This window comes from Streptomyces sp. NPDC012827 (assembly GCF_042900905.1).
Taxonomy (GTDB): domain Bacteria; phylum Actinomycetota; class Actinomycetes; order Streptomycetales; family Streptomycetaceae; genus Streptomyces; species Streptomyces gulbargensis.
Map to the genome: position 1 here is coordinate 248,797 of NZ_JBIBBY010000013.1, position 25,149 is coordinate 273,945.

General features: G+C 74.1%; 23 protein-coding genes. 11 read left to right on the plus strand and 12 right to left on the minus strand.

Going from position 1 to position 25,149, the window contains the following annotated elements:
- Positions 1 to 54: 54 nt before the first annotated feature.
- The 8 genes from ACFY60_RS27265 to ACFY60_RS27300 all read left to right on the plus strand — a co-directional run bounded on the left by ACFY60_RS27265 (position 55) and on the right by ACFY60_RS27300 (position 11,649).
- Positions 55 to 1,002, plus strand: coding sequence for a MerR family transcriptional regulator (locus ACFY60_RS27265; protein WP_388614029.1), 948 nt, complete (start codon positions 55 to 57; stop codon positions 1,000 to 1,002).
- A 157-nt stretch (positions 1,003 to 1,159) separates the two neighbouring features.
- Positions 1,160 to 1,969, plus strand: coding sequence for a VOC family protein (locus tag ACFY60_RS27270; protein WP_388614160.1), 810 nt, complete (start codon positions 1,160 to 1,162; stop codon positions 1,967 to 1,969).
- 366 nt (positions 1,970 to 2,335) lie between these two features.
- Positions 2,336 to 2,698 (plus strand): hypothetical protein, encoded by a 363-nt coding sequence (locus ACFY60_RS27275; protein ID WP_388614031.1) that lies wholly within the window; start codon positions 2,336 to 2,338, stop codon positions 2,696 to 2,698.
- Between the two features lie 471 nt (positions 2,699 to 3,169).
- Positions 3,170 to 6,169, plus strand: a complete 3,000-nt coding sequence (locus ACFY60_RS27280) for a carbohydrate binding domain-containing protein (RefSeq protein WP_388614033.1) — start codon at positions 3,170 to 3,172, stop codon at positions 6,167 to 6,169.
- A 272-nt stretch (positions 6,170 to 6,441) separates the two neighbouring features.
- Positions 6,442 to 8,232 (plus strand): S8 family serine peptidase, encoded by a 1,791-nt coding sequence (locus ACFY60_RS27285; protein WP_388614163.1) that lies wholly within the window; start codon positions 6,442 to 6,444, stop codon positions 8,230 to 8,232.
- Positions 8,233 to 8,456: 224 nt separating this feature from the next.
- Positions 8,457 to 9,359, plus strand: coding sequence for a diiron oxygenase (locus ACFY60_RS27290; RefSeq protein ID WP_388614036.1), 903 nt, complete (start codon positions 8,457 to 8,459; stop codon positions 9,357 to 9,359).
- A 27-nt stretch (positions 9,360 to 9,386) separates the two neighbouring features.
- Positions 9,387 to 11,066 carry an FAD-dependent oxidoreductase gene (locus ACFY60_RS27295; RefSeq protein WP_388614038.1) on the plus strand — a complete coding sequence of 560 codons (1,680 nt, stop codon included), beginning with the start codon at positions 9,387 to 9,389 and terminating at the stop codon, positions 11,064 to 11,066.
- A gap of 70 nt (positions 11,067 to 11,136) precedes the next feature.
- Positions 11,137 to 11,649: a DUF6328 family protein gene (locus tag ACFY60_RS27300; protein ID WP_388614041.1), complete on the plus strand. Its 513-nt coding sequence runs from the start codon at positions 11,137 to 11,139 to the stop codon at positions 11,647 to 11,649.
- A gap of 86 nt (positions 11,650 to 11,735) precedes the next feature.
- Here ACFY60_RS27300 and ACFY60_RS27305 read toward each other — a convergent pair whose 3' ends face one another.
- Entirely contained in the window at positions 11,736 to 12,314 is a 579-nt protein-coding gene (locus tag ACFY60_RS27305; RefSeq protein WP_309051295.1) for a Type-2Aa cytolytic delta-endotoxin, read from the minus strand.
- Positions 12,315 to 12,445: 131 nt separating this feature from the next.
- Positions 12,446 to 13,231 (minus strand): LysR family transcriptional regulator substrate-binding protein, encoded by a 786-nt coding sequence (locus ACFY60_RS27310; protein ID WP_388614044.1) that lies wholly within the window; start codon positions 13,229 to 13,231, stop codon positions 12,446 to 12,448.
- Positions 13,232 to 13,294: 63 nt separating this feature from the next.
- Here ACFY60_RS27310 and ACFY60_RS27315 point away from each other — a divergent pair, with 63 nt between their 5' ends.
- From ACFY60_RS27315 to ACFY60_RS27325, 3 genes are all read left to right on the plus strand, one after another.
- Positions 13,295 to 13,705: a DUF5997 family protein gene (locus tag ACFY60_RS27315; protein ID WP_388614047.1), complete on the plus strand. Its 411-nt coding sequence runs from the start codon at positions 13,295 to 13,297 to the stop codon at positions 13,703 to 13,705.
- A gap of 85 nt (positions 13,706 to 13,790) precedes the next feature.
- Positions 13,791 to 14,753, plus strand: coding sequence for a universal stress protein (locus tag ACFY60_RS27320; RefSeq protein ID WP_388614048.1), 963 nt, complete (start codon positions 13,791 to 13,793; stop codon positions 14,751 to 14,753).
- A 104-nt stretch (positions 14,754 to 14,857) separates the two neighbouring features.
- Positions 14,858 to 15,658 (plus strand): VOC family protein, encoded by an 801-nt coding sequence (locus ACFY60_RS27325; protein WP_388614049.1) that lies wholly within the window; start codon positions 14,858 to 14,860, stop codon positions 15,656 to 15,658.
- Positions 15,659 to 15,719: 61 nt separating this feature from the next.
- Here the strand turns inward: ACFY60_RS27325 and ACFY60_RS27330 are convergent, their stop codons facing one another.
- The 10 genes from ACFY60_RS27330 to ACFY60_RS27375 form a co-directional block, all read right to left on the minus strand.
- The gene (locus ACFY60_RS27330) at positions 15,720 to 15,914 is read right to left on the minus strand and encodes a hypothetical protein (protein WP_309051290.1); all 195 of its coding nucleotides are present in this window, start codon (positions 15,912 to 15,914) and stop codon (positions 15,720 to 15,722) included.
- A 118-nt stretch (positions 15,915 to 16,032) separates the two neighbouring features.
- Complete coding sequence (locus ACFY60_RS27335) at positions 16,033 to 16,662, minus strand: hypothetical protein (protein WP_388614052.1); 630 nt, start codon at positions 16,660 to 16,662, stop codon at positions 16,033 to 16,035.
- On the minus strand, positions 16,659 to 17,330 hold the full coding sequence (locus ACFY60_RS27340; RefSeq protein WP_388614054.1) for an ABC transporter ATP-binding protein: 672 nt from the start codon (positions 17,328 to 17,330) through the stop codon (positions 16,659 to 16,661). Before ACFY60_RS27340 ends, ACFY60_RS27335 begins: the two co-directional genes overlap by 4 nt.
- Positions 17,323 to 18,333, minus strand: a complete 1,011-nt coding sequence (locus ACFY60_RS27345; protein ID WP_388614057.1) for an ABC transporter ATP-binding protein — start codon at positions 18,331 to 18,333, stop codon at positions 17,323 to 17,325. Before ACFY60_RS27345 ends, ACFY60_RS27340 begins: the two co-directional genes overlap by 8 nt.
- Complete coding sequence (locus tag ACFY60_RS27350; RefSeq protein ID WP_388614060.1) at positions 18,330 to 19,166, minus strand: ABC transporter permease; 837 nt, start codon at positions 19,164 to 19,166, stop codon at positions 18,330 to 18,332. Before ACFY60_RS27350 ends, ACFY60_RS27345 begins: the two co-directional genes overlap by 4 nt.
- A complete protein-coding gene (locus ACFY60_RS27355; RefSeq protein WP_388614063.1) occupies positions 19,159 to 20,124 on the minus strand; it encodes an ABC transporter permease in 966 nt (321 codons plus the stop codon). The genes ACFY60_RS27350 and ACFY60_RS27355 overlap by 8 nt, the downstream gene beginning before the upstream one ends.
- A 23-nt stretch (positions 20,125 to 20,147) precedes the next feature.
- On the minus strand, positions 20,148 to 21,779 hold the full coding sequence (locus tag ACFY60_RS27360; protein ID WP_388614066.1) for an ABC transporter substrate-binding protein: 1,632 nt from the start codon (positions 21,777 to 21,779) through the stop codon (positions 20,148 to 20,150).
- A gap of 114 nt (positions 21,780 to 21,893) precedes the next feature.
- Positions 21,894 to 22,970 carry an acyl-CoA dehydrogenase family protein gene (locus ACFY60_RS27365; RefSeq protein ID WP_388614068.1) on the minus strand — a complete coding sequence of 359 codons (1,077 nt, stop codon included), beginning with the start codon at positions 22,968 to 22,970 and terminating at the stop codon, positions 21,894 to 21,896.
- The gene (locus ACFY60_RS27370; protein WP_388614071.1) at positions 22,967 to 24,154 is read right to left on the minus strand and encodes an acyl-CoA dehydrogenase family protein; all 1,188 of its coding nucleotides are present in this window, start codon (positions 24,152 to 24,154) and stop codon (positions 22,967 to 22,969) included. The genes ACFY60_RS27365 and ACFY60_RS27370 overlap by 4 nt, the downstream gene beginning before the upstream one ends.
- On the minus strand, positions 24,151 to 25,119 hold the full coding sequence (locus tag ACFY60_RS27375) for an NADPH:quinone oxidoreductase family protein (RefSeq protein WP_388614074.1): 969 nt from the start codon (positions 25,117 to 25,119) through the stop codon (positions 24,151 to 24,153). The genes ACFY60_RS27370 and ACFY60_RS27375 overlap by 4 nt, the downstream gene beginning before the upstream one ends.
- Positions 25,120 to 25,149: the final 30 nt, after the last annotated feature.

Consider the following 25,149-nt stretch of genomic DNA (forward strand, 5'->3'; position numbering starts at 1 on the left):
GTCGGTGATCGCACGCCGTTACGCTAGGAACTCCCCCTGAGGGAGGTTCAAGTCGTGGTGTCCGACGACGGTCGGTGGAGCATCGGTGAGCTCGCCGCGCGGGCCGGTGTCACCGTCAAGACCGTGCGGTTCTACTCGGATCGCGGGCTGCTGCCCGAGGCCGGTCGCAGCGCGGGCGGTCACCGCCGCTACGGACCGGAGTCGCTCGACCGGCTGCGCCTCGTCCGGTCCCTGCGCGGGCTCGGCGTGCCCGTGCCCGAGGTGGAACGGGTGCTGTCCGGGGCCGACGGGTCGCGGGACCCCGGCGGGGCGCTGGAGGAGGTCCTCGCGGGCCGGTTGCGGGAGGTCGGTTCCCGGCTGGCGGCGCTGCGCTGGCAGGAGGCGTCGCTGTGCGCGCTGCGGGACTCCCCGGCCGGGGAGCGGGCCGAACGGCTGGCGCTGCTCGGCGCCCTTCCGTCCCCTCCCGGCACGGCCCCCCTGGTCGCGTTCTGGCGGCGTTCCCTGCCCGCGCGGTTGCCGCGCCGGGTGGTGGCGGCCGTGCTCGACGCCGTGGTGCCGGAGCCGCCCGCCGCACCGGATCCCGGGCAGGTCCTCGCCTTCGCCCGGCTGCACGCCCTCGTCTCGGGGCCGGTGCGGGGCGGCGGCGGGTTCCGCGTCCCGCCGCCGCTGCCGGAGGGCTCGTACCGGCCGGGCGTGCTGTACGAGGGGCTGGCGGAGGCGTACGCGCTCGCCGCGGCCGAGGCCCGCGAGGGCCGGGAGCCGGACGGTGGCGCGGCCCTCGACGGCTTCGTCGCCGCGTACGCCGCGGCGCTCGGTGCCCGGGACACCCCGGAGTTCCGGCGCGGGCTCCTGGAGCCGCTCGCGCGGGGCGCCTGCCCCTCGACGGTCCGCTACTGGAAACTGGCGGCCGGCCTCTTCCCGCCCGGCCGGCCCGTCGTCGGCGCCCTCCACCACCGGCTCTCGCTCGCGCTGCGCGACCAGGTGGCCCGCGAGGCGGCCTGACCCGCGCCGTCCGGGGCGCCGCGAGGCACCCGCGCGGGTGGCCGGCACCGGCAGCCGGGTGAGGACACGCATGGGAAGGGCCCGGGGCGGGAAGGGGCGCGGGGCGACGTCCGGCCGGCGGGCGCGGGACGAGGAGGTGGTGGCGGTGACGGGGCCGATGACCGCGGAGGCGGCGGGTGCGCCCTGCTGGCTGAGCCTGGCGGCACGCGACCTGGACACGGCGCAGCGGTTCTACGGGGCGGTCCTGGGCTGGACCTTCCGGCCGGCCTCCCTGGGCCAGGCGTACGCGGTGGGCGAGCGCGACGGGGTGCCGGTGGCCGGGATCGCGGCGGTGGCGGCCGAGCTGGCCGTGCCGGTGGCCTGGACGGTCTTCTTCGCCGTCGACGACGCGGACGCGGCGGTCGCGCGGATCCGTGAGCGCGGCGGCACGGTCGGCGTCGGCCCCGTCGCCTTTCCGCCGCGCGGCCGGGCGGCGCTGGCCACCGACCCGGAGGGTGCCGCCTTCGCGGTGTGGGAGGGACGGCTGGTCTCGCGCTGGCACGTCGGCGAACGGCAGGCCCCGGCGTGGCTGGAGCTGCACACCCGGGACGCCTTCGCCGCGGCCGTCTTCTACGGCGGGGTGCTGCGCTGGGCGGAGGCGGATCCCGGCCGCTGCGACGTCTCGTACGAGGAGGAGCGGGTGGTCCTCCGGCGCAACGGGCAGGCCGTCGCGCGGCTCGACAGCGGCCCCGTCGAATCGGCCTCCCCCCGCCCGCAGCTGCGCCCGCGCTGGCTCGTCCGGTTCCGGGTCCCCGACCTGGCCGCGTCGAAGGCGGCCGTGGTGGAACACGGCGGCTCGCTCGTCCCCGGCGGCGAGTGGGGCGGCGTCCACCGCCCGGAGGACGACGACACGGACCGCCGGGTCGTGGTCCGCGACCCGGACGGCGCGCTGTTCACGCTGGAGGTGGAGGACGACGGGGAGGCCTGAGCGGAGGGGCCGTCCGGCGGAGACGTGACGGGCGGCTCCCGCGGCCCGCGCCCCGTGGGCCGGCTCCGGCGGGACGCCCGGTGGGAGGAGCGTCCGGATGCGGCGGAACGGCGCTCCGCGAAGTGACGGGCGGACGGGAGAACCGGCGGCGCCCCGGGGGCGCGCGTGCCGGGAGGGGAGCGCGCGCCCGGCCCCCTTCGGACCGCTGAACTGTCCACGCGCTGCTCCCTGGGGGATCCCCGGTGAAGCGCCGGGCACCGTCCCCCGATCGTGCCGACCGCGCTGCCGACGCGTCGGCGCGGTGTCCCGGGCGCCGCGGCCGGAGGCGCCCGCCGGGGCGGCGGCCCGTTCGGATACGGTGCCTGGATGTCCGAGAGTCTGCCCGCCGATGTCGCCGATGTGCTCGCCGCCCTGCTGAGCACGGACGATCCTGTGCACGTCGCACTCCGGCGGCAGATCCCGCACCTGAGTGTGCGAGAGCGCTGCGCCTGCGGGTGCGGCACCGCCTCCTTCGCATGCGGCACCGGCGAGGTGGATCCGGCGCCCACCGGTCCCGGCACCGTCGTGGTGGCCGAGGCGCAGCTCGTCACGGAGACCGGCCTGTACCCCGGCGAGGTGCTGGTCTTCGCGCAGGGCGGCTACCTGTCGTGGGTGGAGGCCTGTTCGTGGAGCGACGAGGTCGACGTGACGCTGGCGGCCGCCCGTCGCTGGCTGCCGCCGCGCCCGTGACCCCCGACGCCCGGCACCTGGCGGTGCGTCGACCGGTACGTTCCGCTTGACGAGGGCCAGGGCGGTAGGGCTCGGCTCGTGGTGGCGGACGGCGCTCGTCCCGAAGCCGGGCTGCCATCGCCTCGGGGCCGTCGGCGGCCGGCCGCCGGGCTGACCGCCTGGGCCGCGCACCGCTCCTGACGGCCACTCGGCGCGCCTTCGCCAGGGTGCGGGACGTGCCGGGCCGGCCTGCCCCTCCCGGCCCGCTCCCCTGGTCGGCGGCCGGTCCGGGACCGCGCGGGCGTCGCACGTCCGCTGACAGGCCCTCCCCGTACGCCTTCCGGACGTCTTCGCCGGATGTCTTCCCACCCGGACCGGCCGCCGGTAACTTCCCCGCAACGCAAGGAATTTCAGAAATTTTCCGACCGATCTTCCAGCAGCGCCGATCCCCGTGTCGCCGGCCTGCCGGAAGCATCCCGCCAGGAGCCGCAGATGCCCCGTACCCCCACGCGGCCGGCCGGCCGCGCCGTGGTGGCCGTGGTGGCCGCCGCCGCAGGTCTGCTCGGCGCGGTCACCGCGCCGTCCGGCACGCCGCCGCCGTCCGCCCCGCTCCACCGGACCGCTCCGGTGGCCGCCGTCGCGGAGAACACGGCGACCGTCTTCTACTGGACCAGGACGAAGGACTGGGCCGCGTACAGACTGCACTACGCCCCCGACGGGGGCGCCTGGACCACGGTGCCCGGCGTGTCGATGGAACCGGCCTGTACGGACTGGGTGCGGGCGACCGTCCCCCTGGGCGCCGCCACCGGCCTGCGGGCCACCTTCAACGACGGCGCCGGCACCTGGGACAACAACGGCGGCCGGAACTACGCCCTCGGGACCGGGAGCATCACGGTCAAGGACGGAGCAGTCGCCCACTCCGACCCCTGCGCCGGGACCCCGCCGCCCGGTCCGTCCGCCAAGGCGACCGTGTACTACTCCACGGAGTCCCTGGGCTGGCCGACGGTCAACATCCACCACCAGCCGGCCGGCGGGGCGTGGACCACCGTGCCCGGCGCCGGCATGGAGCAGGTGTGCGCGGGCTGGTGGAAGCGCGAGGTCGACCTCGGAACGGCCGGTTCGATGAAGGCCGCCTTCAACAACGGCAACGGGATCTGGGACAACAACGGCGGCGCCGACTACACCATCGGCGCGGGCGTCTCCACGGTCCGGAGGAACACGGTGACACCGCAGGCGTCCGACCCGTGCGCCGCCACCCCGCCCGACACCCGCGCGCCGACCGCCCCGGGGCGGGTCACCGCCGTCGCCGACGGCACCTCCGTCCTCCTCACCTGGGACCCGGCCACCGACGACCGGGGCGTCACGAAGTACCAGGTGACCCGGACGGGCGGCACCGGCGGCACCGGCGTCACCGACGTCGGCTCGACCGTCCACTCCGACACGGGCCTCGCCGAACGGACCGCGTACGCCTACACCGTGCGGGCGGTCGACGCCGCCGGGAACGTCTCCGTCGCGTCCCTCCCGGCGACCGTCACCACCGGCGAGCGGCCCGCGGGCCCGGCCCCCGGCAAGCCGCTGGGCACCGACCCGCGCAAGGACCCGATCTACTTCGTCCTGACCGCCCGCTTCCACGACGGCGACCCCTCGAACAACCGCGGCGGCAGCCAGCACACCCGGTCGGGCAACGCGGCCCATGACGACCCCATGTTCCGGGGCGACTTCAAGGGCCTGATCCAGCGGCTCGACTACATCAAGGGGCTCGGCTTCTCCGCCGTCTGGATCACCCCCGTCGTCCTCAACCGCTCCGACTACGACTACCACGGCTACCACGGCTGGGACTTCCACCGGGTCGATCCGCGCCTGGAGTCCGCCGGGGCCTCCTACCAGGACCTCATCGACGCCGCCCACGCCAAGGGCATGAAGATCTACCAGGACGTCGTCTACAACCACTCCTCCCGCTGGGGGGCGAGGGGCCTGTTCACGCCGACCGTGTACGGCGTGCGGGACAGCCAGTGGAGCTGGTACTACGACGAGAAGCAGCCGGGCTTCGCCTACGACGGGCTGACGGTCGACCCGAAGTCGGGGAAGTCGTACTACAACGGCGACCTGTGGTCCACGGCCGAGCCGGCCGGCAACACCTGTCTCCACTGGGGCAGGCCCACCGGCGGCCGGAGTGCCGAGGGGTACACGCTCTACAACTGTCAGTGGCCCAGCCCCACGTCGGGCATGTTCCCGAAGGACCTCTACCACCAGTGCTGGATCGGCAACTGGGAGGGCGAGGACGCGCGCTCCTGCTGGATCCACGAGGACCTGGCCGACCTCGACACCGAGAAGCCGGCCGTGCAGAACCATCTGATCGGCGCGTACAACAAGTACATCGACATGGGGGTGGACGGTTTCCGCGTCGACACCGCCGTGCACATCCCGCGCACCACCTGGAACCGCCGCTTCCTGCCCGCGATCCAGGAGCGCGTCACGCAGCGCCACGGCGCCGAGGCGGCCCGGAACTTCTTCGTCTTCGGCGAGGTGGCCGCCTTCGTCAACGACAAGTGGAACCGCGGCTCGGTCAACCACTCCGCGCAGTTCTACACCTGGAAGGAGCGGAAGGAGTTCTCCGCCGACGACAGTGCGGCGGCCCTGGAGATGTACGCCTACGAGCAGCAGCGGGGCACCGGCGACCAGCCCACCTCCACCAACGCCTTCCTGGCGGGGAACGCCTACCACGCGCCGGACCCGAGCCGCTTCTCCGGCATGCACGTCATCGACATGCGGATGCACATGAACTTCGGCGACGCGCAGAACGCCTTCTCCAACGGCAAGGACTCGGACGACAGTTACCACGACGCCACGTACAACGTCGTCTACGTCGACAGTCACGACTACAGGCCGAACAAGTCCTCCGAGCGCTACGCGGGCGGGACCGACGCCTGGGCGGAGAACATGTCGCTGATGTGGACCTTCCGGGGCATCCCGACGCTGTACTACGGCTCCGAGATCGAGTTCCGCAAGGGCCGGAAGATCGACTGCGGGCCGTCCTGCCCGCTGGCGGAGACGGGCCGCGCCTACTTCGGCGACCATCTGGCGGGGTCGGTCACGGCCTCGGGATTCTCGAAGGTGTCCGCCGCATCGGGGGCGGTCGCCACGACCCTCCAGCAGCCCCTGGTCCGGCACGTCCAGCGGCTCAACGAGATCCGGCGGGCGGTCCCGGCGCTGCAGACCGGCCAGTACTCCACGGAGGGCGTCTCGGGCGGGATGGCGTTCAAGCGCCGCTACACCGGCGGTACGACGGACAGTTTCGCGCTCGTCACCGTCTCGGGCGGCGCCACGTTCACGGGCGTCCCGAACGGGACGTACACCGACGCCGTCAGCGGTGACGTGCGGACCGTCTCGGACGGCCGCCTCTCCGTCGCCGCGCCCGGCAAGGGCAACCTCCGGGTGTACGTGCTCGACGGGCCGGGCCGCGTCGGCACGGCGGGACCGTACCTGAAGTGACACCGGCGTACGGGGCGGGCCCGGCGCCCGCTCCGTACCCCCGGGGAACGAACCGCGCACAGGGGCGGAAAAACGCCTCTTCCCGGCGCCGCCAGGTCAACAGTCCGTAACACGAACGGGCTTCTCGGACAGAAGTCTTCCCTCCGCCGGAGCCGTCTGGGATCTTGCGTCCACCCCACACATCACAGGGCCCGGCCGGCGCCACCCGCGCCACCGGGTCATCGGAGGACGCATTGTTTTCCCACATATCCGGCCGGCTGAGAACTCCGGCCCTGGCGGCGCTCGCCCTCGGCACGGCGGCGGCGCTCGCCGCCCCCGCCGGCCTCGCCCACGCGGTGCCCACGGACGTCGATCCGGTCACGGCCCGCTCGGCCCCGGCGGCCCGCGAGACGACGGCGACGGCCACGACGGGCACCGCGGCCGCCGCCTGGGCGGCCGGCACCCGCGCGTACCTGGTCATCACCACGCCCGGTGACACCACGGCGGTCCGCGACGCCGTCACTGCCAAGGGCGGCTCGGTCTTCGCCTCGTACGACGCGATCGGCGTGATCGTCGCCCACTCGGCCTCCGCCACCTTCGCCCCGGCGATGCGCGCGGTCAGCGGCGTCCAGCAGGTCGGCGCGACCCGTACCTCCGACGTCCCGGCCGACGCCTACAACCCGGCGCTCCCCGCGAACCCGGCGCAGTCGACGACGACGCTCACCGAGTCCAACCGCTGGGACATGACGCAGATCAAGGCCGATCAGGCCTGGGCCGTGACCACCGGCTCGGCCGCGGTGAAGGTCGGCGTCCTCGACACCGGCGTGGACGACCGGCACCAGGACATCGCGCCCAACTTCAACGCCGCGGACTCCGTCTCCTGCGCCTACGGCAAGGCGGACACCCGGGCGGGCGCGTGGCGGGACGTGGACACCCACGGCACGCACGTGGCGGGCACGATCGCCGCGGCGAAGAACGGCAAGGGCGTCGTCGGCGTCGCCCCGGGCGTGAAGATCGCCTCGGTGCGCATCGCGGAGCCGACCACGGCCCTGTTCTTCGCCGAGAACACCATCTGCGGGTTCATGTGGGCCGGTGACCGCGGCTTCAAGGTGACCAACAACAGCTACTACACGGACCCTTGGCAGTTCAACTGCCCGGACAACGTGGACCAGGCCGCCATCATCGAGGGTGTGCGCCGGGCCCAGGAGTACGCGGAGAACAAGGGCTCGCTGCAGATCGCGGCGGCCGGCAACTCCAACTACGACCTGGCCAACAAGACGACCGACTCCGAGAGCCCCAACGACTCGACCAAGGTCACCCGCACCATCACCAACGCCTGTGTCGACATCCCGACCGAGCTGCCGGGCGTGGTGACCGTCGCCGCGCAGGCCAGTGGCGGCGCCAAGGCCTCGTACTCGAACTTCGGCAACGGCGTCATCGACATCGCCGCCCCGGGCGGCGACGGCGCGACCGGCGTGTACTCGACGCTGCCGGGCGGCAAGTACGGCAGCAAGAGCGGTACGTCGATGGCCTCGCCGCACGTGGCCGGGGTCGCCGCGCTGATGCTCAGCGTGGACCCGACGCTCACCCCGGCGCGGCTGCGCGACCGGCTCGCGGCGGAGGCGACCGACCGGGCGTGCCCGTCGGACAGCCGTTGCACCGGCACGACCACGAAGAATGGTTTCTTCGGTGAGGGCGCGGTCGACGCGCTCAAGGCCGTCGGGGGTGCGACCCCGCCGCCCGGCGCGTACTTCGAGAACCTCACCGACGTCACCGTCCCGGACAACACCACGGTGGAGAGCCCGATCACGGTGAGCGGGGTGGCGGGCAACGCGCCGGCCACGCTCAAGGTGGGCGTGGACATCACGCACACCTACATCGGTGACCTGAAGGTGGACCTGGTGGCCCCGGACGGCACGGTGTACACGCTGCACAACCGGACCGGCGCCGGGACGGACAACCTGGTGCAGAGCTACACGGTCAACGCCTCGGCGGAGGTCGCGAACGGGGTGTGGAAGCTGCGTGTCAACGACAACGCGACCCAGGACACCGGGCGGATCAACGCCTGGAACCTGACCTTCTGACGCGTCCCCACCCGGGGAACGGGGCCGGAGCCGAAAGGTTCCGGCCCCGTTCGCGTGCCCGGCCCGGTTCCGTACGGCCCGGTCCGGGGGCGTCCCGTGGAAGAAAGTGCGTACCGGGGGTAGGCCTGCCCCGCCCCCTTGCTATACGTTCCGTCTAACAAGCTTGCTAGACGGGACGTCTAACAAGCCTCCGAGCCGATTCGCGCGATCCAAGGAGCCGCACCATGGCAAGCAGCACCGTTCGCCCGGACAACCAGGACGACGACGTCGCCGAGCGTCTCCTCCGGTCGGCCGCGAAGCTGTCGTACGACCCGGCGGTCGAGGTCGACTGGGACACGCCGCTCGACAAGGGCTTCCACGGCCAGAGCCCGGAGTGGAACAGCCTCTACGGCACCGCGTACTGGAACGAGATGACCGAGGAGCAGCGCAAGGAGCTGACCCGCCAGGAGTCCGCCTCCGTGGCCAGCACCGGCATCTGGTTCGAGATGATCCTCCAGCAGATGGTCCTCCGTGACATCTACCGCATGGACCACACCGACCCGCGCTTCCAGTGGGCCCTCACCGAGATCGCCGACGAATGCCGGCACTCGATCATGTTCGCCCGCGGCTCCCAGAAGCTCGGCGCGCCGGCGTACCGGCCCCGGCGGGCCGTGATGGAGCTCGGCCGGGTCATGAAGACCGTCGGTTTCGGCGAGGCCGCCTACGCCGGCATCCTCGTCGCCGAGGAGGTCCTCGACGTGATGCAGCGCGACTGGATGCGCGACGAGCGGGTGGTGCCCTTCGTCCGCACCATCAACAACATCCATGTCGTCGAGGAGTCCCGGCACATGAAGTTCGCGCGGGACGAGACGCGGCGCCACCTGGCCCGCGCGAGCCGGCCCCGGCGGCACTTCCAGTCCCTCGTGGTCGCCATCGCCGCGTACTACATCATCACCAGCCTGGTCAGCCCCGAGGTGTACGTGCGCGCCGGACTCGACCCCGAGCGCGCCCGCCGCGAGGCCGCCGCCAACGAGCACTACAAGGCGCAACTCCGCGCCAGCTGCGCGGGGCTGATGGAGTTCCTGTCGGACGTCGGCATGCTGACCCGGCCGGCCGTCTTCTTCTACAAGCGCGCCCACCTCCTCTGACCCTCCGAGCCGAGCAGAGCCGCCGCCATGACCTACGCCATCACCCAGACCTGCTGCAACGACGCCACCTGCGTGGCCGTCTGCCCGGTCAACTGCATCCACCCGACGCCGGACGAGCCGGACTTCGGCACCACCGAGATGCTCTACATCGACCCCAGGAGCTGCATCGACTGCGGCGCCTGTGCCGACGCCTGCCCGGTCGACGCGATCTTCCCGGTGGACCGGCTCACCGGGAAGCTGCGCGCCTACGAGGCCATCAACGCCGCCCACTTCACCGACCGCGAGCCGGCCCCGGCCGCCGCCTCCCCCACCTTCCACAGCTGGGGCGAACCGCGCTTCGACCGCTCGCTGCCCTCCGACTTCGCCCCCATCCGGGTCGCGGTCGTCGGCACCGGTCCGGCCGGCATGTACGCGGCCGAGGACCTGCTGCTGCACACCAACGCCGAGGTGACGCTGATCGACCGGCTGCCGGTGGCCGGCGGGCTCGTCCGGTACGGCGTGGCTCCGGACCATCCGTCGACCAAGGGGGCCGGGGACGGCTTCGCCCGCTTCCACACCCACCCGCGGGCGCGGCTGCGCCTCGGGGTGGAGATCGGCCGGGACGTCTCCGCCGAGGAGCTCGCCGCGCACCACGACGCGGTGATCTACGCGGTCGGCGCGCCCTCGGACCGGCGGCTCGGGATTCCCGGCGAGGACCTGCCCGGCAGCGTGCCGGCCTCCGCCCTCGTCTCCTGGTACAACGCGCACCCGGAGACCGGCCCGGACGCCGTCGCGCCGTCGGCGGCCGAGCGCGTCGTCGTCGTGGGCAACGGAAACGTCGCCCTCGACGTGGCCCGGATCCTGGTCACCGACCCGGAGGGGCTCGCCGCGACCGACATCGCGGACCACGCCCTCGCCGCCCTGCGGGCCTCACGCGTACGGGAGGTCGTGCTCCTCGGCCGGCGCGGACCCGAGCACGCCGCGTACACCACCTCCGAGCTCCTCGCCCTCACCGGCCTGCCCGGCGTCGACCTCGTCGTCGACGACCACGACCCGCGCGTGGGGGCGGCGGTGGACGCGGCGGCGCCCGGCGGGAAGGCGGCGCTGCTGCGCGGGATCGCCCGGGAGACGGTGGACTGGAGCCGGGGCCCGGCCGAGGGGCGGCGCCGGATCGTGCTGCGCTTCCACTCCTCCGCGGTCGAGGCCCTCGGCGGCGAGCGGGTGGAGGCCGTGCGCGTCACGGGTGCCGGGGCGGCGGGCGGAGCCGGAGGCGACGGCGTGGACCTGGCGGCCGGACTGCTCGTGCGGGCCATCGGTTACCGGGGCGTACGGGTCCCCGGACTGCCCTTCGACGAGACCACCGGCACCGTGCCGCACACCGGGGGTCGGGTGGAGGGGATGCCCGGCACCTACGTCGTCGGCTGGATCAAGCGCGGACCGTCCGGGGGCATCGGCGCCAACCGCGCCTGCGCCGCCGAGACGGTCGGCGGTCTCCTCGCGGACGCGGTCGCCGGGGCGCTGCCCCGGCCCACGGGCTCGGCGAAGGACTTCGAGCGGCTGGTGCGGAAGCGGAGCCGGACGCTCGTCGACGCCCGGGGCCTCGCCGCCATCGACCGGACGGAGCGGGCCCGGGGCGCGGAGGCGGGACGGCCCCGCGTCAAACTCGCGACCGTGCCCGAACTGGTCGCGGCGGCACGCGGTGCCGGCCGGTGGCGGCGGGCCGGCTGACCCGTCGACAGACCGCCCCGGGGGCCCGGGAGACAGGTGTACGAATGCGGCTCCGGGGCACCCGCTTGCCATGAGCAGCAGTGAGAGATCCGATGACCGTCCGGCGGACAGCTCCACGTCGGACGACGGCCGCAACGAGACCCCCATGGAGCGGGCGGACAGGCAGTGGAGCGAGCTGCTCCAGGAGCTCCGGGTGGCGCAGACGGGTGTGCAGATCCTCTTCGGTTTCCTGCTCGCCGTGGTCTTCCAGCCGCGCTTCTCGGACCTGGGGTCGGTGGACAAGACGATCTACGTCGTCACGGTGTTCTGCGGGGCGGCGGCGACCGGGGCGCTCATCGGGCCCGTGTCGCTGCACCGGCTGGTGTCGGGGCGGCGGCTCAAGCCGGTGGCCGTCAGGTGGGCGGCGCGGCTCACGGTGGTCGGCCTGGTGCTGCTGTACCTGACCATGGCGTCGGCGTTCCTCCTGATCATGCGGATGGCACTGCACGACGCGCTGGCGCTGTGGCTCGTCGCGGTGATGGCCCTCTGGTTCGCGCTCGTCTGGTTCGTGGTGCCCCTGATCACGGTCCGAAGCCGGCGCTGACACCGGGGCCGGACGCGGGGGCGTCCCGTACGGCGGGGTCCGGCCCGGGACGGCGGGCCGGCAGGGCTGTTCGGCGGTTCAGCGGTTCAGGCGGCGAGGCCCAGCGGCTGGCGGAGCACCACGGCGTTCAGGCGGACGGCGAAGGCGGCGGTGTCGGCCGGGCCGAGGGCGAGGACCCGGTCCTTGGGCAGGTGCAGGGTGACGTCCACGCAGAAGGCGAGGGCGTGCAGGGACTCCCCCGCCGTCTCGTCGCCGAGGGCGAAGAACAGGTCCCGGTAGAAGCGGGTGCGCTCCGGCGTCTCCTCGTAGAAGGACAGGCCCGGCTGCCCGAGCTGCGCGCCGAGGTCCGTGAAGGCCTCGGTCAGCTCGCGCTCGACGGTCTCCCAGAAGCGGGCGTCCGCGTACTCGGCCGGGAGGGCCTGGCGCACGGCCTCCTTGAGGGAGAGGACCATGACCAGCAGCGGGGCGTGCTCCTGGAGCCCCCAGCCGCGGACGGTCCGCACGACCGTGCTGTCGGGGACGGCCTCGGCGGCCTGTCGGATCGCCTCGAAGTCGAAGTCGACGGTCGCCGGGGCGATCGCCTCCTGGAACAGCCGGTCGACGGACCGGGCCTGGTCGAGGTGGTCGGGACCCACCTCGATGACGGTCCTGAAACTGGCGGCCAATGCTCCTCCTGGGTGCGTTCGATGATCAGGAGGGGTCAGTATGCCGAGGCCCGCCGTCCCGGGGCACCGGGCGTCCGCCGTACGGACGGCCGGGACGCCGGGCCGCGACGGCGGCCGCGCACGGAACGGGTTCAGGAACGGCGGCGGGGCTTGCCGCCGCGGCCCCGGGAGGCGCCGCCACCGGTCCCGCGGCCCCCGGGGGCCTGACGTCCGCCGGTACGCGAAGCGCCCGCTCCGGACCGCCCGCCGCTCTGCGGCTTCTTGGGGGTCTTCTCCGCCTTGCGGCCCTTGCTCTCCTCCGCCCGCCGGCCCCGGGTGCTGTTGACGGTACGGCCGCGGACGATCCCGATGAACTCCTCCACCAGGTCGGGCGCCTCCTCCGCCGCGGGCCAGGACAGCGCCACCCGGGACTGCGGCACGTCGTGGAGGGTGCGGTACGTCAGGTCCTTGCGGTGGTGGAGGCGCGCCAGCGACTGGGGGACGGCGAGGACGCCGATCCCGGCGGCGACCAGCTCGATCGCGTCCGCGGTGGTCGCGGGGCGCTCCAGGGCCGGACGGCCGGGCGGGCGCTCCCAGCCCAGGGTGTCGTCGAGCGGGTGCAGGACCAGCTCGTCGGCGAGGTCCTCGGCCGACACCTCCTCCGCCGCGGCGAAGAGGTGGTCCTTGGGGACGACGACGACCGTGGTCTCCGTGTAGAGGGGGATCGCGCTGAGGTCGTCCCCGTCGACGGGGAGCCGCAGCAGCGCCGCGTCGGCCCCGCCGTCCCGGAGGACGCCGAAGGCCTCGGCGGGGGTCACGCCGAGAAGGGTGAGGGGGACGTCGGGCAGGCGCTCGTTCCAGATCCGCACCCACTTCGAGGGCGTCACTCCCGGGACATACGCGAGCCGGAACGAGGGGGAAGCTTCCGAGCCTGTCACCCCGCCAGGTTACCGGTAGCGGCCGTGGTCGGAAGTCGGCCACATGCTCGATACCCTGGAGGCATGACGTCGCACCAGAACGCCCAGACGATGAAGCCCGCCACCGCGGCGAAGAAGCTGGGTGTGTACCTCGAGGCCACGCCCGCCGCATTCCAGGAGGGTGTCGTCTCGCGCACCGAGCTCAACGAACTCCAGGCGAACCCGCCGGCCTGGCTGCAGGAGCTGCGACGCAACGGACCGCACCCGCGCCCCGTGGTCGCGGCGAAGCTCGGCGTCTCCATCGCGGGTCTCGCCCGCGGCGGGATCACCGAGGCGCTCACCACCGAGCAGATCGAGGCCCTGAAGCAGGAGTCCCCGGAGTGGCTCGTGAAGGAGCGCGCCACCCAGGCCGAGGTCCGCAAGGAGAACCTCCGCATCAAGGAGCGCGACGAGCAGCGGGCGCGGGAGCGCGCCCTGCGCGAGCAGAACGCCTGATCCTCCCCGCGCCCCGGTGGTCCTGCCGGGGGGCTTCCCCGGCGTCCCGGCATGGGGGGCCGCGGGACGAGGGAGTGATGGGCTCATGAGCGATTCCCGCACTCCCCCGGGACCGCCCGCCTCGGGCGCGCCGGTCCTGGTCGGCGTCGACGGCTCCGCGCACGGAACGAGGGCCCTCGAGTGGGCCCTGGGCGCGGCCACCGCCCTCGGGGCGCCCCTGATCGTGGCCCACGTACGCCCCGAGGGGCTCGGGCCCGCGCCGGGCCGGTCCGCCTCCCCGGGCACGGACGCCCCGCACCCGGATCCCGTCCTGGACGCGGCCCGCGCCCTGGTGGAGGAGCACGGCGCCGCCGTACCGGTGCGCTGCGCGTCGCTGGACGGTTCCGTCACCGACGCCCTCCCGGCGGCGGCCCGGGGCTGCCGGCTGCTGGTCACCGGCTCGCGGGGACGGGGCGGCTTCGCGAGCCTGCTGCTCGGTTCCACCAGCCGCTCGCTGGCGGCGACGGCGCCGTGTCCCCTGGTGGTGGTGCCGCACGAGGCGCGGACGGCCGTGCCGGGGACGGAGGCGGGGGCGGGGGCGGGGCGGGTGCTCCTCGGCCTGCATCCCGAGGAGACGCCGGACGAGGTGGTGGAGTTCGCCTTCGAGGCGGCCCGGCTCCGTGGCGTACCCCTGGAGGCCGTGACCGTGCTGCGGCTGCCGGCGGTCCCGGCCGCGCTCCTGGTGGCTCCGGTGCCGGTGCTCCAGGTGCCGGGGCCGTTGCCGGAGGAGGACGACTCGGAGCTGATGCTGCGGGAGACGGAGCGGGAGCAGGAGGCTCGGCTGCGGCCGTTCGCCGAGCGGTGGCCGGAGGTCGAGCTGCGTCCGGTGGTGGCACCGGGTGACGCGGCGGGGCGGCTCGTGGAGGGGTCCCGGGACGCGGCCCTGCTGGTCGTGGGCCGTCACCACCGCCACCGCTTCGGCTCCCTGCTGATCGGGTCGGTGGCGCACGCGGTCCTGCACCACGCGCACTGCCCGGTCGCGGTGGTCCCGCCCGTACCGGAGGCATGAGCCGCCGGGCCGGTCGCGCGTCACCGCGCGGGGCGGGCCGGGCGTGGCTAGCGTGGCTGTCAGGAACGTCTCCTCGTCGTCGAACGGAAGAGAGAGTCACCGTCATGGCCGCACGACCTGAGGGCACACCGATCTGGACCGACGCGATGTTCACCGACGCGGAGGGCGCCAAGGCGTTCTACGGTGACGTGCTCGGCTGGACCTTCGGGGAGTCCTCCTCGGAATTCGGGAACTACACGCAGGCGTACCGGAACGGCAAGGCGGTCGCGGCCGTCGTCCCGCCGATGCCCGGCCAGGACGCCCCGCCGCAGTCGGCCTGGTGTCTGTACTTCGCCTCGGACGACGTCGCCGCCACGGCGGAGAAGATCCGCGCGGCGGGCGGCACGGTGCTGATGGAGCCGATGCAGGTGAGCGATTTCGGCTCGATGTGCCTCGCGCAGGATCCGACGGGCGTGACCTTCGGCCTGTGGCAGCCGGGCACCCATGAGGGCTTCGAGCTGGAGGGCGAGAGCGGCTCGTACGTCTGGGCCGAGGTGTTCACCCGGGAGCCGGAGCGGGCCGACGCCTTCTACACCTCGGTCTTCGGGTACGGCTCGAAGAAGATCAAGGACGAGAACATGGAGGACTACCGGGTCTTCGACCTCGGTGAGGGCCCCCTGCTCGGCCGGATGGTGATGACGGCGGACGACTTCCCGCCCGAGGTCCCGGCGTACATCCAGATCTACTTCGCCGTCGACAACTGCGACAAGACCGTCGAGGCGGCCGGGCGGCTCGGAGGGCGGAAGGTGTTCGGGCCGATGGACAGCCCCTTCGGCCGGTTCGCGGCGATCGTGGACCCGCAGGGCGCCGCGTTCGCCGTGATCGACGTGCGGACGACGGTCGGCGAGATGCCGGAGATGGTCTGACGGCCGCCCGTCGCGACCGGGGCCGCTCGCCGTACGGCGGGCGGCCCCGGTCGCCGTACGGTCAGGGCCGGAGGCTGGAGACCACGTCGGCGGTGGCCGCCACGCCGTTGTGGATGGTGGGCGCCATGCTCGTACCGGCGAGGAAGAAGCCGAGCAGGAGGCAGACGAGGGCATGGGTGGCCTTCAGACCACCGCTCCGCAGGAAGACCACGGCCAGGATCAGCAGCAGCACCACGACAGAAATGGAAACGGCCATCGCTCTCACGTCCCTCCGTCGCCGCACCGGAATTGCGGCGTTCGGCGGACAGTGTGGCGGAATGTACGGTCCGTCCGGATGTGCGGCGGGGCGGCCATACGGGTGAGATTGCGCGGGATCAGCCGGGGAAGGTCCGGAAGGTCTCCGCGATGGTCGGCCTGCGGACCGCTTCCAGCTCCGGATCGGCCAGCAGGTCCGCGATCAGGGCGCGGCTGCCGAAGACCTCGGTGGCGTTGAGGTCCCAGTCGGCCAGGACGTGCCAACTGCCGTCCGCGGCCCACCAGGTGGCGGGGAAGACGTCGGCCGGCCGGGCCTCCCGGTGGGCGGGGGCGTCGCCGAGCCGGCCGCGCCAGGCGACCAGCGTCCCGTCGGTGGAGACGGGCGCCTGGGCGGCCCCGCACCAGGTGGCGAGCCCGTCGGCGGAGTGGTGCGCGAGGTGGGCGACGAGCCGGGCCAGGGTGGTGGCGTCGGGTTCGGCGTCGCCGGGCCCGTCGAGGTCGTCGGCTCCTTCGACGCCTTCGAAGACCAGGTACGAGGGGGTGAGCGGCCAGTCCGCGAAACGGCGGCCCGCCCGGGCGAGGACGTCGTCCCAGCGGAGCCGTACCGGACCGTCGTGGACGGCGTGGAGCAGCCAGCAGTGGTCCTCGAAGCCGCCGCGCGGCTCCAGGCCGCAGTCGGCGTGGGTGAGGGCGGTGCGCAGGCCGTCGAGCGGGTCGTCCTCGGCCGCGCGCGTCCAGATCCCGGTCACCGCTCGTTCCCTCCCGTGAGGCAGTCCTTCCACTCCACCGTACGGTCGCACCAGCGCTCCAGCAGGACCCGGTCGTGGCCCACGGCGAGGAGGCCGGCGCCGGTCCCGGCGCGGTAGGTCTCGACGGCGGCGACGAGGGCGGCGGTGGTGGAGGCGTCGAGCATGGCGGTCATCTCGTCGCAGATCAGCCAGCGGGGGTGGAGGCAGAGCGCCCTGGCCAGGCAGGCGCGCTGGAGCTGGCCGTCGCTGACGGCGTGCGGGCGGCGGGAGAGCAGTTCGGGGGTGAGGCCGACGGTGGGGGCGAGGTCGGCGACGCGCGCGGCGGCCTCCGCCCCGCGGCCGGTGGCGCGCAGCGGTTCGGCGATGAGGTCGGCGAGGGTGAGCCGGGGGTCGGCGGCGGTGCGCGGCTGCTGGAAGACGACGCCGACGGCGGTGCGCAGTTCGCGGGGGGCGCGGTGGCGCCAGGCGCGGATCTCGGTGCCGTCGAGGACGTAGCGGCCCGCGTCGGGACGGTGGAGGAGGGCGGCGACCCGGGCGAGGGTGGACTTGCCGCAGCCGCTGGGGCCGAGGAGGCCGACGGACTCGCCGGGGGCGAGGGTGAGACGGGCCCCTCGGAAGACGGGTGCGCGGCGGTCGTATCCGGCGGTGATGTCGGTCAGTTCAAGCACGGGGGTGCTCCGGGTGGTGGCAGGCGACCGCGGCGCGGGGCTCGGGGCGGGTGGCGCAGAGGTCGGTGGCGCGGGGGCAGCGGGGGGCGAAGGCGCAGCCGTCGGGCAGGGCGGTCAGTTCCGGCGGCATCCCGGGGATGGGGGTGAAGGCCCGCTCGGGGAGGGCGTCGAGCAGTCCCCGGGCGTAGGGGTGCCGGGGGCCGGCCGGGCCGAAGAAACGGTGGGCGGGAGCGGTCTCCACGATCCGGCCCGCGTACATGACGGCGACCCGGTCGGCGATGCGTTCGGCGGCGGCGAGGTCGTGGGTGATGAGGAGCAGCGCGCGGCCCTCGTCGACGTGGCGGCGCAGTTCGTCGGCGGTGCGGTCGACGAGGTCGCGGTCGAGGCCCGTGGTGGGTTCGTCGGCGAGGAGGAGTCGCGCGTCGCCGATGAGGGCGAGGGCGGTCGCGGCGCGCTGGGCGAGGCCGCCGGAGAGTTCGTGCGGGTGGCGGTCGAGATGGGTGGCGGGGAAGGCGGCCCGTACGGCGGCCTCCTCGGCGCGGGCCCGCCGCTCGCGCCGGGGGGCGCCGGTGAGGGCCCGTACGGTCTCCTCCAGGTGGGCCCGTACGGTGCGGACCGGGGTGAGGTGGGCGGCGGGGCTCTGCGGGACGAGGCCGACGCGGCGTCCCCGTACGGTGCGGGCGAGGGTCTTCTCACCGGCGGCCAGCAGGTCGGTGGGCCCCGTGCCGTCGGGGCCGGCGAGCAGGGCCGTGCCGGAGGTCTCGGCGTTCCCGGGGAGGAGGCCGAGGAGGGCGGAGGCGAGGACGGACTTGCCGCAGCCGCTCTCGCCGACGAGCGCGAGGCACTCCCCCGGCACGAGGTCGAGATCGGCGTCGCTGACGGCGTCGACGGTCCGGCCGCCGCTCAGGCGGAAGCGGACGGTGAGCCCGCGGACGCTGAGGACGGCGGTCCCGGCGCGTTCCGCGGTGACGGCCTCCAGGGCACGCAGGACGTTCCCGGTCACAGCATCAGCTCCGATCGGCGGCGCGGGTTGAGCCGGTCGCGCCAGACTCCGGCGAGTCCGGCGACGGCGAGGGTCGGGACGATGAGGAAGAGGCCGGGGAAGAGGGTGGGCCACCAGTCCCCGGCGAGCAGGGAGGAGCGGGCGGTCTGCACCAGGTTGCCGAGGCTGGCCTGGTGGCTGGGGAGGCCGAGGCCGAGGAAGGAGAGCGCGGACTCGTGCCACATGGCGTGCGGGACCATGAGGACGGCGGCGAGACCGGCCTGCGGGAGGACGGCGGGCAGCAGGTGCCGGACGGCGACGCGGCGGCGGGAGGCCCCGCCCGAGATGGCGGCGTCGACGTAGGGCCGGGAGCGCAGGGAGAGGACCTCGGAGCGGACGATCCGGGCGGTGGAGAGCCAGTGGGTGACCGCCACGGAGACGATGACGGGCCAGACGCCGGGCCGGAACAGGGCGACGACGAAGATGCCGAGCAGCAGGTGCGGCACGGAGGAGAAGGCGTCCACGAGCCTCATCAGGGCCCGGTCGAGCCAGCCGCCGAGGGCGCCCGCCGCCGCGCCGACGGCGGTGCCGATGACGGTGGCGACGAGGGCGGCGACGAGGCCGACGAGCAGGGAGATCCGCAGGCCGTAGACGCAGCGCAGCAGCAGGTCGCGGCCGAGGTCGTCGGTGCCGAAGGGGTGGTCCCAGGACGGCGGCAGGAGCTTGGCGGACAGGTCGACGGCCTGTTCGTCGAGCTGGGCCAGCGGGGGGACGAGGAGGACGGCGAGCAGGACGGCGCCGACGGTCACGGCGGAGGTCCACAGCCGCAGGCGGTGGGTGCGCGGGTCAGCCATCGAAGCCCACCCTCGGGTCGGCAAGGCCGTAGAGGAGGTCGGAGAGGAGGTTGCCGAGGAGGACGGCTGCGGTGGCGAGCACCGTGAGCGCGGCCAGCAGCGGGAAGTCGACGGAGGTGGCGGCCTGGACGGTGGCGGCGGCGATGCCGGGCCAGCTGAAGACGGTCTCCACGAGGAGGGCTCCGGTGATGAGCTCGGGGACGCGGGAGCCGATGAGGGTGAGCATCGGCAGCATGCCGGAGCGCAGGGCGTGGCCGGTGAGGACGGTGCCCTCGCCCAGGCCGCGGGCGCGGGCGCCGCGTACCGGGTCCTCGTCGAGGGCGTCGCCCACGCCCTGGCGGACGTACAGGAAGAACCAGGGCAGCTGGGAGATGCCGAGGACCAGGGCGGGCAGGACGAGGTGGCGGGCGACCTGGCCGAAGGTGACGGTGTCGCTCGCGGTGTCGGTGAGGCCGCCGGCGGGCAGGGCGCCCAGCTTCAGGGCGAAGAACCAGATGGCGAGGAGCCCGAGCCAGAAGGCGGGGGCCGCTTCCAGGGTGTACGCGAGGGAGCTGACGGTCCGGTCGATCAGGCCGCCGCGGCGGCGGCCGGCGAGGACGCCGAGGACGGTGCCGAGCGCGATGGCGACGAGGAAGGCGGTGGCGGCGAGGAGGACGGACCAGCCGAGGCGCTCGGTGATGACGTCGGCGACGGGGCGGCGCATGACCGAGGAGTCGCCGAGGTCGCCGGTGAGGGCGGAGGTGAGCCATTCCCACCAGCGGGTGAGAAGGGGCCGGTCGACGCCGAGGTTGGCCCGGAGCTGGTCGAGGTTCTCCTGCGAGGCGGTGAGTCCGGCGGTGCCCGCGTAGGCCTTGACGGGGTCGAAGGGGGAGGCCTCCGCGACGGCGAAGACCGCGAAGGTGACGGCGAGGAGGACGGGGACGGCGGCGAGGGCGCGCCGTCCCGTCATCCGGGCCATGGCCCCCCAGGGGAGGCGGCGCTTCACTTCTTCGTGTCTCCGGTGCTCTTGGGCTTCCAGGCCTCGACGTTCCACCAGGGGCCGGCGGCCAGGCCGTGGTCGTGCGGCTCGACCTGGGTGGTGAGCGCGGCGCCCTTGGCGTCGGAGGTCCAGGAGTCGTTCACGACGTACAGGTGGTCGATGTGGGTGAGGAAGGTGTAGCCGGGGTTCTTGACGAGTTCGCGCTGCACGGTGTCGTAGGCGGCCCTGCGCCTGGCCGGGTCGTCGGTCCTGCGGCCCTCGTCCAGGGCCTTGTCCACGGCCTTGTTGTCGTACCAGGCCATGTTGTTGAAGCCGTCGCCGGCGAGGGAGGACTTCAGGAGGAGGTACTGGTCGAAGTCGGGGTCGCCGGGCGAGCCGCCGCCGGCGAGGACGGCGTCGGTCTTCATGCGGGGTTCGATGACCTCCCAGGTGCCGGCCTGGGTCTTGATCTCGACGCCGGCCTTCTTGGCGTCGGAGGCGTAGGCGAGGGCGTGGTCCTGGCGGAGCTTGTCGCCGGAGAGGTACCAGAGGGGGAAGGAGGCCCGGACGCCGTTCTTGACGCGGATGCCGTCGGGGCCGGGCTTCCAGCCGGCCTCGTCCAGGATCTTGGCCGCGCCGGCGAGGTCGTGGCGGCGCTCGGTGCCCCGGGTGAACCAGGGGCTGTCGGTGGGGACGGGGCCGTAGGCGGGCTTGCCGGCGCCTTCGAGGATCTTGTCGACCATGGCCTGGCGGTCGACGGCGATGTCCAGGGCGCGGCGGACGGCGGTGTCGCCGGTGACGGGGTGGTGGGTGGGGAGGGTGACGGTGCGGTAGTCGTACGTCTTGGCCGCGTACGTCTTCTTGCCCTTGTCGGCCGAGAAGCCGGCGGCGAGGTTGGGCGGCAGGATGGCGCCGTCGAGGTCGCCGGCGCGCAGCCGGGTGGCGCGGACGTCGTCGTCCTTGATGATCGCCATGGTGAACTTCTTCACCGCGGGGGCGCCGTTCCAGTAGGACGGGTTGGCCTTGAAGGTGAGCTTCTCGCCCTTGGACCAGCCGGTGAGGACGTAGGGGCCGGTGCCGATGGGCCGGGTGGTGAAGGCGCCCGTGTTGACGTCCTGCTTCGCGGCGACGTGCTCGGGCGCGATGGCGTGGACGGTGCGCTCGGCGAAGGGCGCGTAGGGGTACTTGAGCCGGAAGACGACGGTGTCGTCACCGACCGCCTCGACGCTCTTGAGGGCGTCGAGTTCGGTGCGCGAGGGGTTGTTGGTCCTCGGGTCCAGGATCGTCCGGTAGGTGAAGACGACGTCCTTGGCCGTGAAGGGCACACCGTCGCTGAAGGTGACGCCGTCGCGGAGGGTGTAGGTGTAGGTGAGGCCGCCGTCGCTGATGTGGGGGAGCTTCGCGGCGAGGGCGGGCCGCAGCTTCATGTCGGCGTCGAAGGCGAGGAGCCCGTCGAAGATCTTGGAGTTGCCGTCCTTGCCGTAGCCGAGGAGGGGGCTGAGGGTCTCGGGCTCGTAGGCGATGCCGACGACCGCCGAGTCCTTGGGGCCGCCGGTGCCCCCGGCGGGGCCGGGGTTCGTGCAGGCCGCGGCGCCCAGGGCGAACGCCCCGGTGAGTATCGCGGCGGTCGCGCGGCGAACGGATCGGGCGGCCATCGTGTCCACACCCCTTTTGGAGATCAACTGTTATTGCGAACAACATGCAATTAAACAGTATGTAAAGGGGTGCGGACAGACGGGCCCCTTACCGAGGCCTGCGGCCGGACCGCGTCAGCGGGGCGCGGGGAGGTCGGCCAGGGCGGCGAGGGCGTCCTGATGGCGGCCGGGCGAGCCGAGGGCGAGCTGATCGGCCTTGGCCCGCTTGAGCGCCAGGTGGGCGGGGTGTTCCCAGGTCATGCCGATGCCGCCGTGCAGCTGGACGCACTCCTCGGCGGCCCGGACGGCCACCCGGGAGCAGTGGGCCTGGGCGACCGCGACGGTGAGCGGGGCGTCGGGCGCACCGGTGGCGAGCGCGTCGGCGGCGGCGCGGGCCGCCGCACGGGCGCCCACGACGTCCAGCCACAGCTGGGCCATGCGGTGCTTGAGGGCCTGGAAGGAGCCGACCGGCCGGTTGAACTGGTGGCGCTCGCGGGTGTGCCGCACGGTCTCCTCCAGGCACCAGGTGGCCAGGCCGAGCTGCTCGGAGGCGAGGAGTCCGGCCCCGGCCAGCAGACCCCGCCCGATCGCGGCGGCACAGGCCTCGGGCCCGGCGAGCCGGGTGCCCGTGCCGGGACCGGTGGTGACGCGGGCGAGCGGCCGGGTGAGGTCGAGCGGCGTGAGCGGCTCGACGACCGCCTCCGCGGCCGGGACGGCGTACAGGCCGTCGGCGCGCGGGGCGAGCAGGACGTCGGCGGCGGTGGCGTCGGCGACGCCGGTGGCTTCGGGGCCGTGCGGGGGCTCGCCGCCGGGGGCGGTGGTGAGGGGGACGGCGAGGACGGCGACCGTACGGCCGCCCGCGAGGCCGGCGAGCAGTTCCGCCGCCGCGTCGCTGCCCCCGGCGAGGGCGAGCAGGGTCTCGGTGGCGACGACCGCGCTCGTCAGGTACGGCACGGGGGTGACCGCGCCGCCCAGCTCCTCCAGGACGACGGCCGCCTCTCGGTGGGTCGCGCCCTGGCCGCCGAGCTTCTCGGGGACGAGCAGGCCGGCGGCTCCGATGTCGGCCGCGAGGGACTTCCAGAGCCCGGGGAGGTACGGGTCGTCCGTCTCGATCCGGTCGAGCACGGCCCGGTGGCCGGCCCGGTCGGCGAGGAGGGCGCGGACGGCGGCGCGCAGGTCGTCCTCGGTGTCGGAGTAGAGGAGGTCGGTCATCGGGCCAGGTCCTTCCAGGCGACGTCCTTGTCGTTGCGGGGCTCGGGCGGCAGTCCGAGGACCCGTTCGGCCACGATGTTGAGGAGGACCTCGGTGGTGCCGCCCTCGATCGAGTTGCCCTTGGAGCGCAGATAGCGGTAGCCGGCGTCACGGCCGGTGAAGTCGACCAGCTCGGGGCGGCGCATCGTCCAGTCCCCGTACACCAGGCCTTCGGTGCCGAGCAGTTCGACCTCCAGGCCGCTGATGGCCTGGTTGAGACGGGCGAAGCCGAGCTTCATGGCGCTGCCCTCGGGGCCCGGCTGGCCGGCGGCGAGCTGCTGGCGGAGCCGCTCGCCGGTGAGCCGGGCCACCTCGGCGTCGACCCACAGCTCCAGCAGGCGCCGGTGCAGCTCGTGGGTACGGAGCTCCGGCCGCTCGCGCCAGGTGGCGGCGAGCTTGCCGATCATGCCGCCCTCCCGGGGGATGCGGGCCCCGCCGATGGAGACGCGCTCGTTCATCAGCGTCGTCTGCGCCACCCGCCAGCCGTCGCCGACCTCGCCGAGGCGGTGGGCGTCGGGGATGCGGACACCGGTGAGGAAGACCTCGTTGAACTCGGCCTCGCCGGTGATCTGGCGCAGCGGCCGGACCTCCACGCCGGGGTCGGTCATGTCGCAGACGAAGTAGGTGATGCCCCGGTGCTTGGGCACGTCCGGGTCGGTGCGGGCGATGAGGATGGCCCAGCGGGCGACGTGCGCGCTGGAGGTCCACACCTTCTGCCCGTCGACGATCCAGTCGCCCGTCTCCGGGTCGCGTACGGCACGGGTGCCGAGGGCGGCAAGGTCGGAGCCGGCCCCCGGTTCGCTGAACAGCTGGCACCAGACCTCCTCGCCGACCCAGAGAGGCCGCAGGAAGCGCCGCTTGACCTCCTCGGAGCCGTAGGCGAGGAGGGTGGGGGCGGCCATGCCGAGTCCGATGCCGATGCGGCGCGGGTCGTTGTCCGGGGCTCCGGCGGCGGTGAGTTCGGCGTCCACCACGGCCTGGAGGGCGCGCGGGGCGTCGAGGCCGCCGAGGCCGACCGGGTAGTGGACCCAGGCGAGCCCGGCGTCGAAGCGGGCTTGGAGGAAGGCGGTGCGGTCGGTGGTGGCCGGGGGGTGCTCCTGGAGCAGCGCCCGGGTGCGGGCGCGCAGGTCGTCGGCGTCGGTCACGCGTGGACTCCTTCCGGGAGGACGACCAGGCGTCCGGTGGTGGTGCCGTCGGCGACGCGCTGGACCGCGCCGGCGACGCCGGCGAAGGGGACGCGCTCGCCGATGAGCGGCTTGATCAGGCCCTTGGCGGCGTAGGCGGTGAGGGTCTCGTGGCAGCGGCCGACCGAGGCCGGGTCCTTCTGCGCGTAGAGGCCCCAGTGGAGGCCGAGGACGGAGTAGTTCTTGACCAGGGCGTGGTTGAGGGCGGGGGCGGGGACGGTGCCGCTCGCGAAGCCGACGACGACGATCCGGCCCTCGAAGGCGACGCACTTGGCGGACTGCTGGTAGGCCTCGCCGCCGACCGGGTCGTAGACGACGTCGGCGCCCCGGCCGCCGGTGGCGGCCTTGACGGCGGCGACGACGTCCTCGGAGCCACGGTCGATCACCAGGTCGCAGCCGAGTGCGCGGGCCACGGCCGCCTTCGCGGGGCCTCCGACGACACCGATGACGGTGGCGCCGGCCGCCTTGCCGAGCTGGACGGCGGCGCTGCCGACGCCGCCGGCGGCCGCGTGGACGAGGAGCGTCTCGCCCTCCTTCAGGGCGGCCCTGCGGTGGAGGCCGAACCAGCCGGTCTGGTAGCCGATGTGGAGGGCGGCGGCCTCCGCGTCGTCCAGGGACTCGGGCGCGGGGAGCAGCCCGGCGGCGTCCGCCAGGGCGTGGGTGGCGAAGCCGCCGTGCGGCAGCGCGGCGGTGGTGATCACCCGGCGCCCGTCGTCCGTCTCCGCGCAGATCTCCACGCCGGGGGTGAAGGGCAGCGGAGGGCGCACCTGGTAGTGGCCCCGGCAGAGCAGCGCGTCGGGGAAGTTGACGTTCGCGGCGCGGACCTTCACCAGGACCTGGCCGGGGCCGGGCGGGGGCGTCTCCACCTCCTCCAGGCGCATCACCGCGCCTGGTTCGCCGTTCTCGTACACACGCCATGCCTGCATCCGGAAGCCTCCGTCCGTACCGAGCGGTCG

Excerpts from the sequence above, each read along its gene's own strand:
- ACFY60_RS27365 (WP_388614068.1), bottom strand. The coding sequence starts at position 22,970 with ATGACCGACCTCCTCTACTCCGACACCGAGGACGACCTGCGCGCCGCC.
- ACFY60_RS27320 (WP_388614048.1), top strand. The coding sequence starts at position 13,791 with ATGAGCGATTCCCGCACTCCCCCGGGACCGCCCGCCTCGGGCGCGCCG.
- ACFY60_RS27290 (WP_388614036.1), top strand. The coding sequence starts at position 8,457 with ATGGCAAGCAGCACCGTTCGCCCGGACAACCAGGACGACGACGTCGCC.
- ACFY60_RS27330 (WP_309051290.1), bottom strand. The coding sequence starts at position 15,914 with ATGGCCGTTTCCATTTCTGTCGTGGTGCTGCTGCTGATCCTGGCCGTG.
- ACFY60_RS27295 (WP_388614038.1), top strand. The coding sequence starts at position 9,387 with ATGACCTACGCCATCACCCAGACCTGCTGCAACGACGCCACCTGCGTG.
- ACFY60_RS27355 (WP_388614063.1), bottom strand. The coding sequence starts at position 20,124 with ATGGCCCGGATGACGGGACGGCGCGCCCTCGCCGCCGTCCCCGTCCTC.
- ACFY60_RS27325 (WP_388614049.1), top strand. The coding sequence starts at position 14,858 with ATGGCCGCACGACCTGAGGGCACACCGATCTGGACCGACGCGATGTTC.
- ACFY60_RS27350 (WP_388614060.1), bottom strand. The coding sequence starts at position 19,166 with ATGGCTGACCCGCGCACCCACCGCCTGCGGCTGTGGACCTCCGCCGTG.
- ACFY60_RS27275 (WP_388614031.1), top strand. The coding sequence starts at position 2,336 with ATGTCCGAGAGTCTGCCCGCCGATGTCGCCGATGTGCTCGCCGCCCTG.
- ACFY60_RS27315 (WP_388614047.1), top strand. The coding sequence starts at position 13,295 with ATGACGTCGCACCAGAACGCCCAGACGATGAAGCCCGCCACCGCGGCG.
- ACFY60_RS27300 (WP_388614041.1), top strand. The coding sequence starts at position 11,137 with ATGAGCAGCAGTGAGAGATCCGATGACCGTCCGGCGGACAGCTCCACG.
- ACFY60_RS27360 (WP_388614066.1), bottom strand. The coding sequence starts at position 21,779 with ATGGCCGCCCGATCCGTTCGCCGCGCGACCGCCGCGATACTCACCGGG.
- ACFY60_RS27270 (WP_388614160.1), top strand. The coding sequence starts at position 1,160 with ATGACCGCGGAGGCGGCGGGTGCGCCCTGCTGGCTGAGCCTGGCGGCA.
- ACFY60_RS27280 (WP_388614033.1), top strand. The coding sequence starts at position 3,170 with ATGCCCCGTACCCCCACGCGGCCGGCCGGCCGCGCCGTGGTGGCCGTG.
- ACFY60_RS27375 (WP_388614074.1), bottom strand. The coding sequence starts at position 25,119 with ATGCAGGCATGGCGTGTGTACGAGAACGGCGAACCAGGCGCGGTGATG.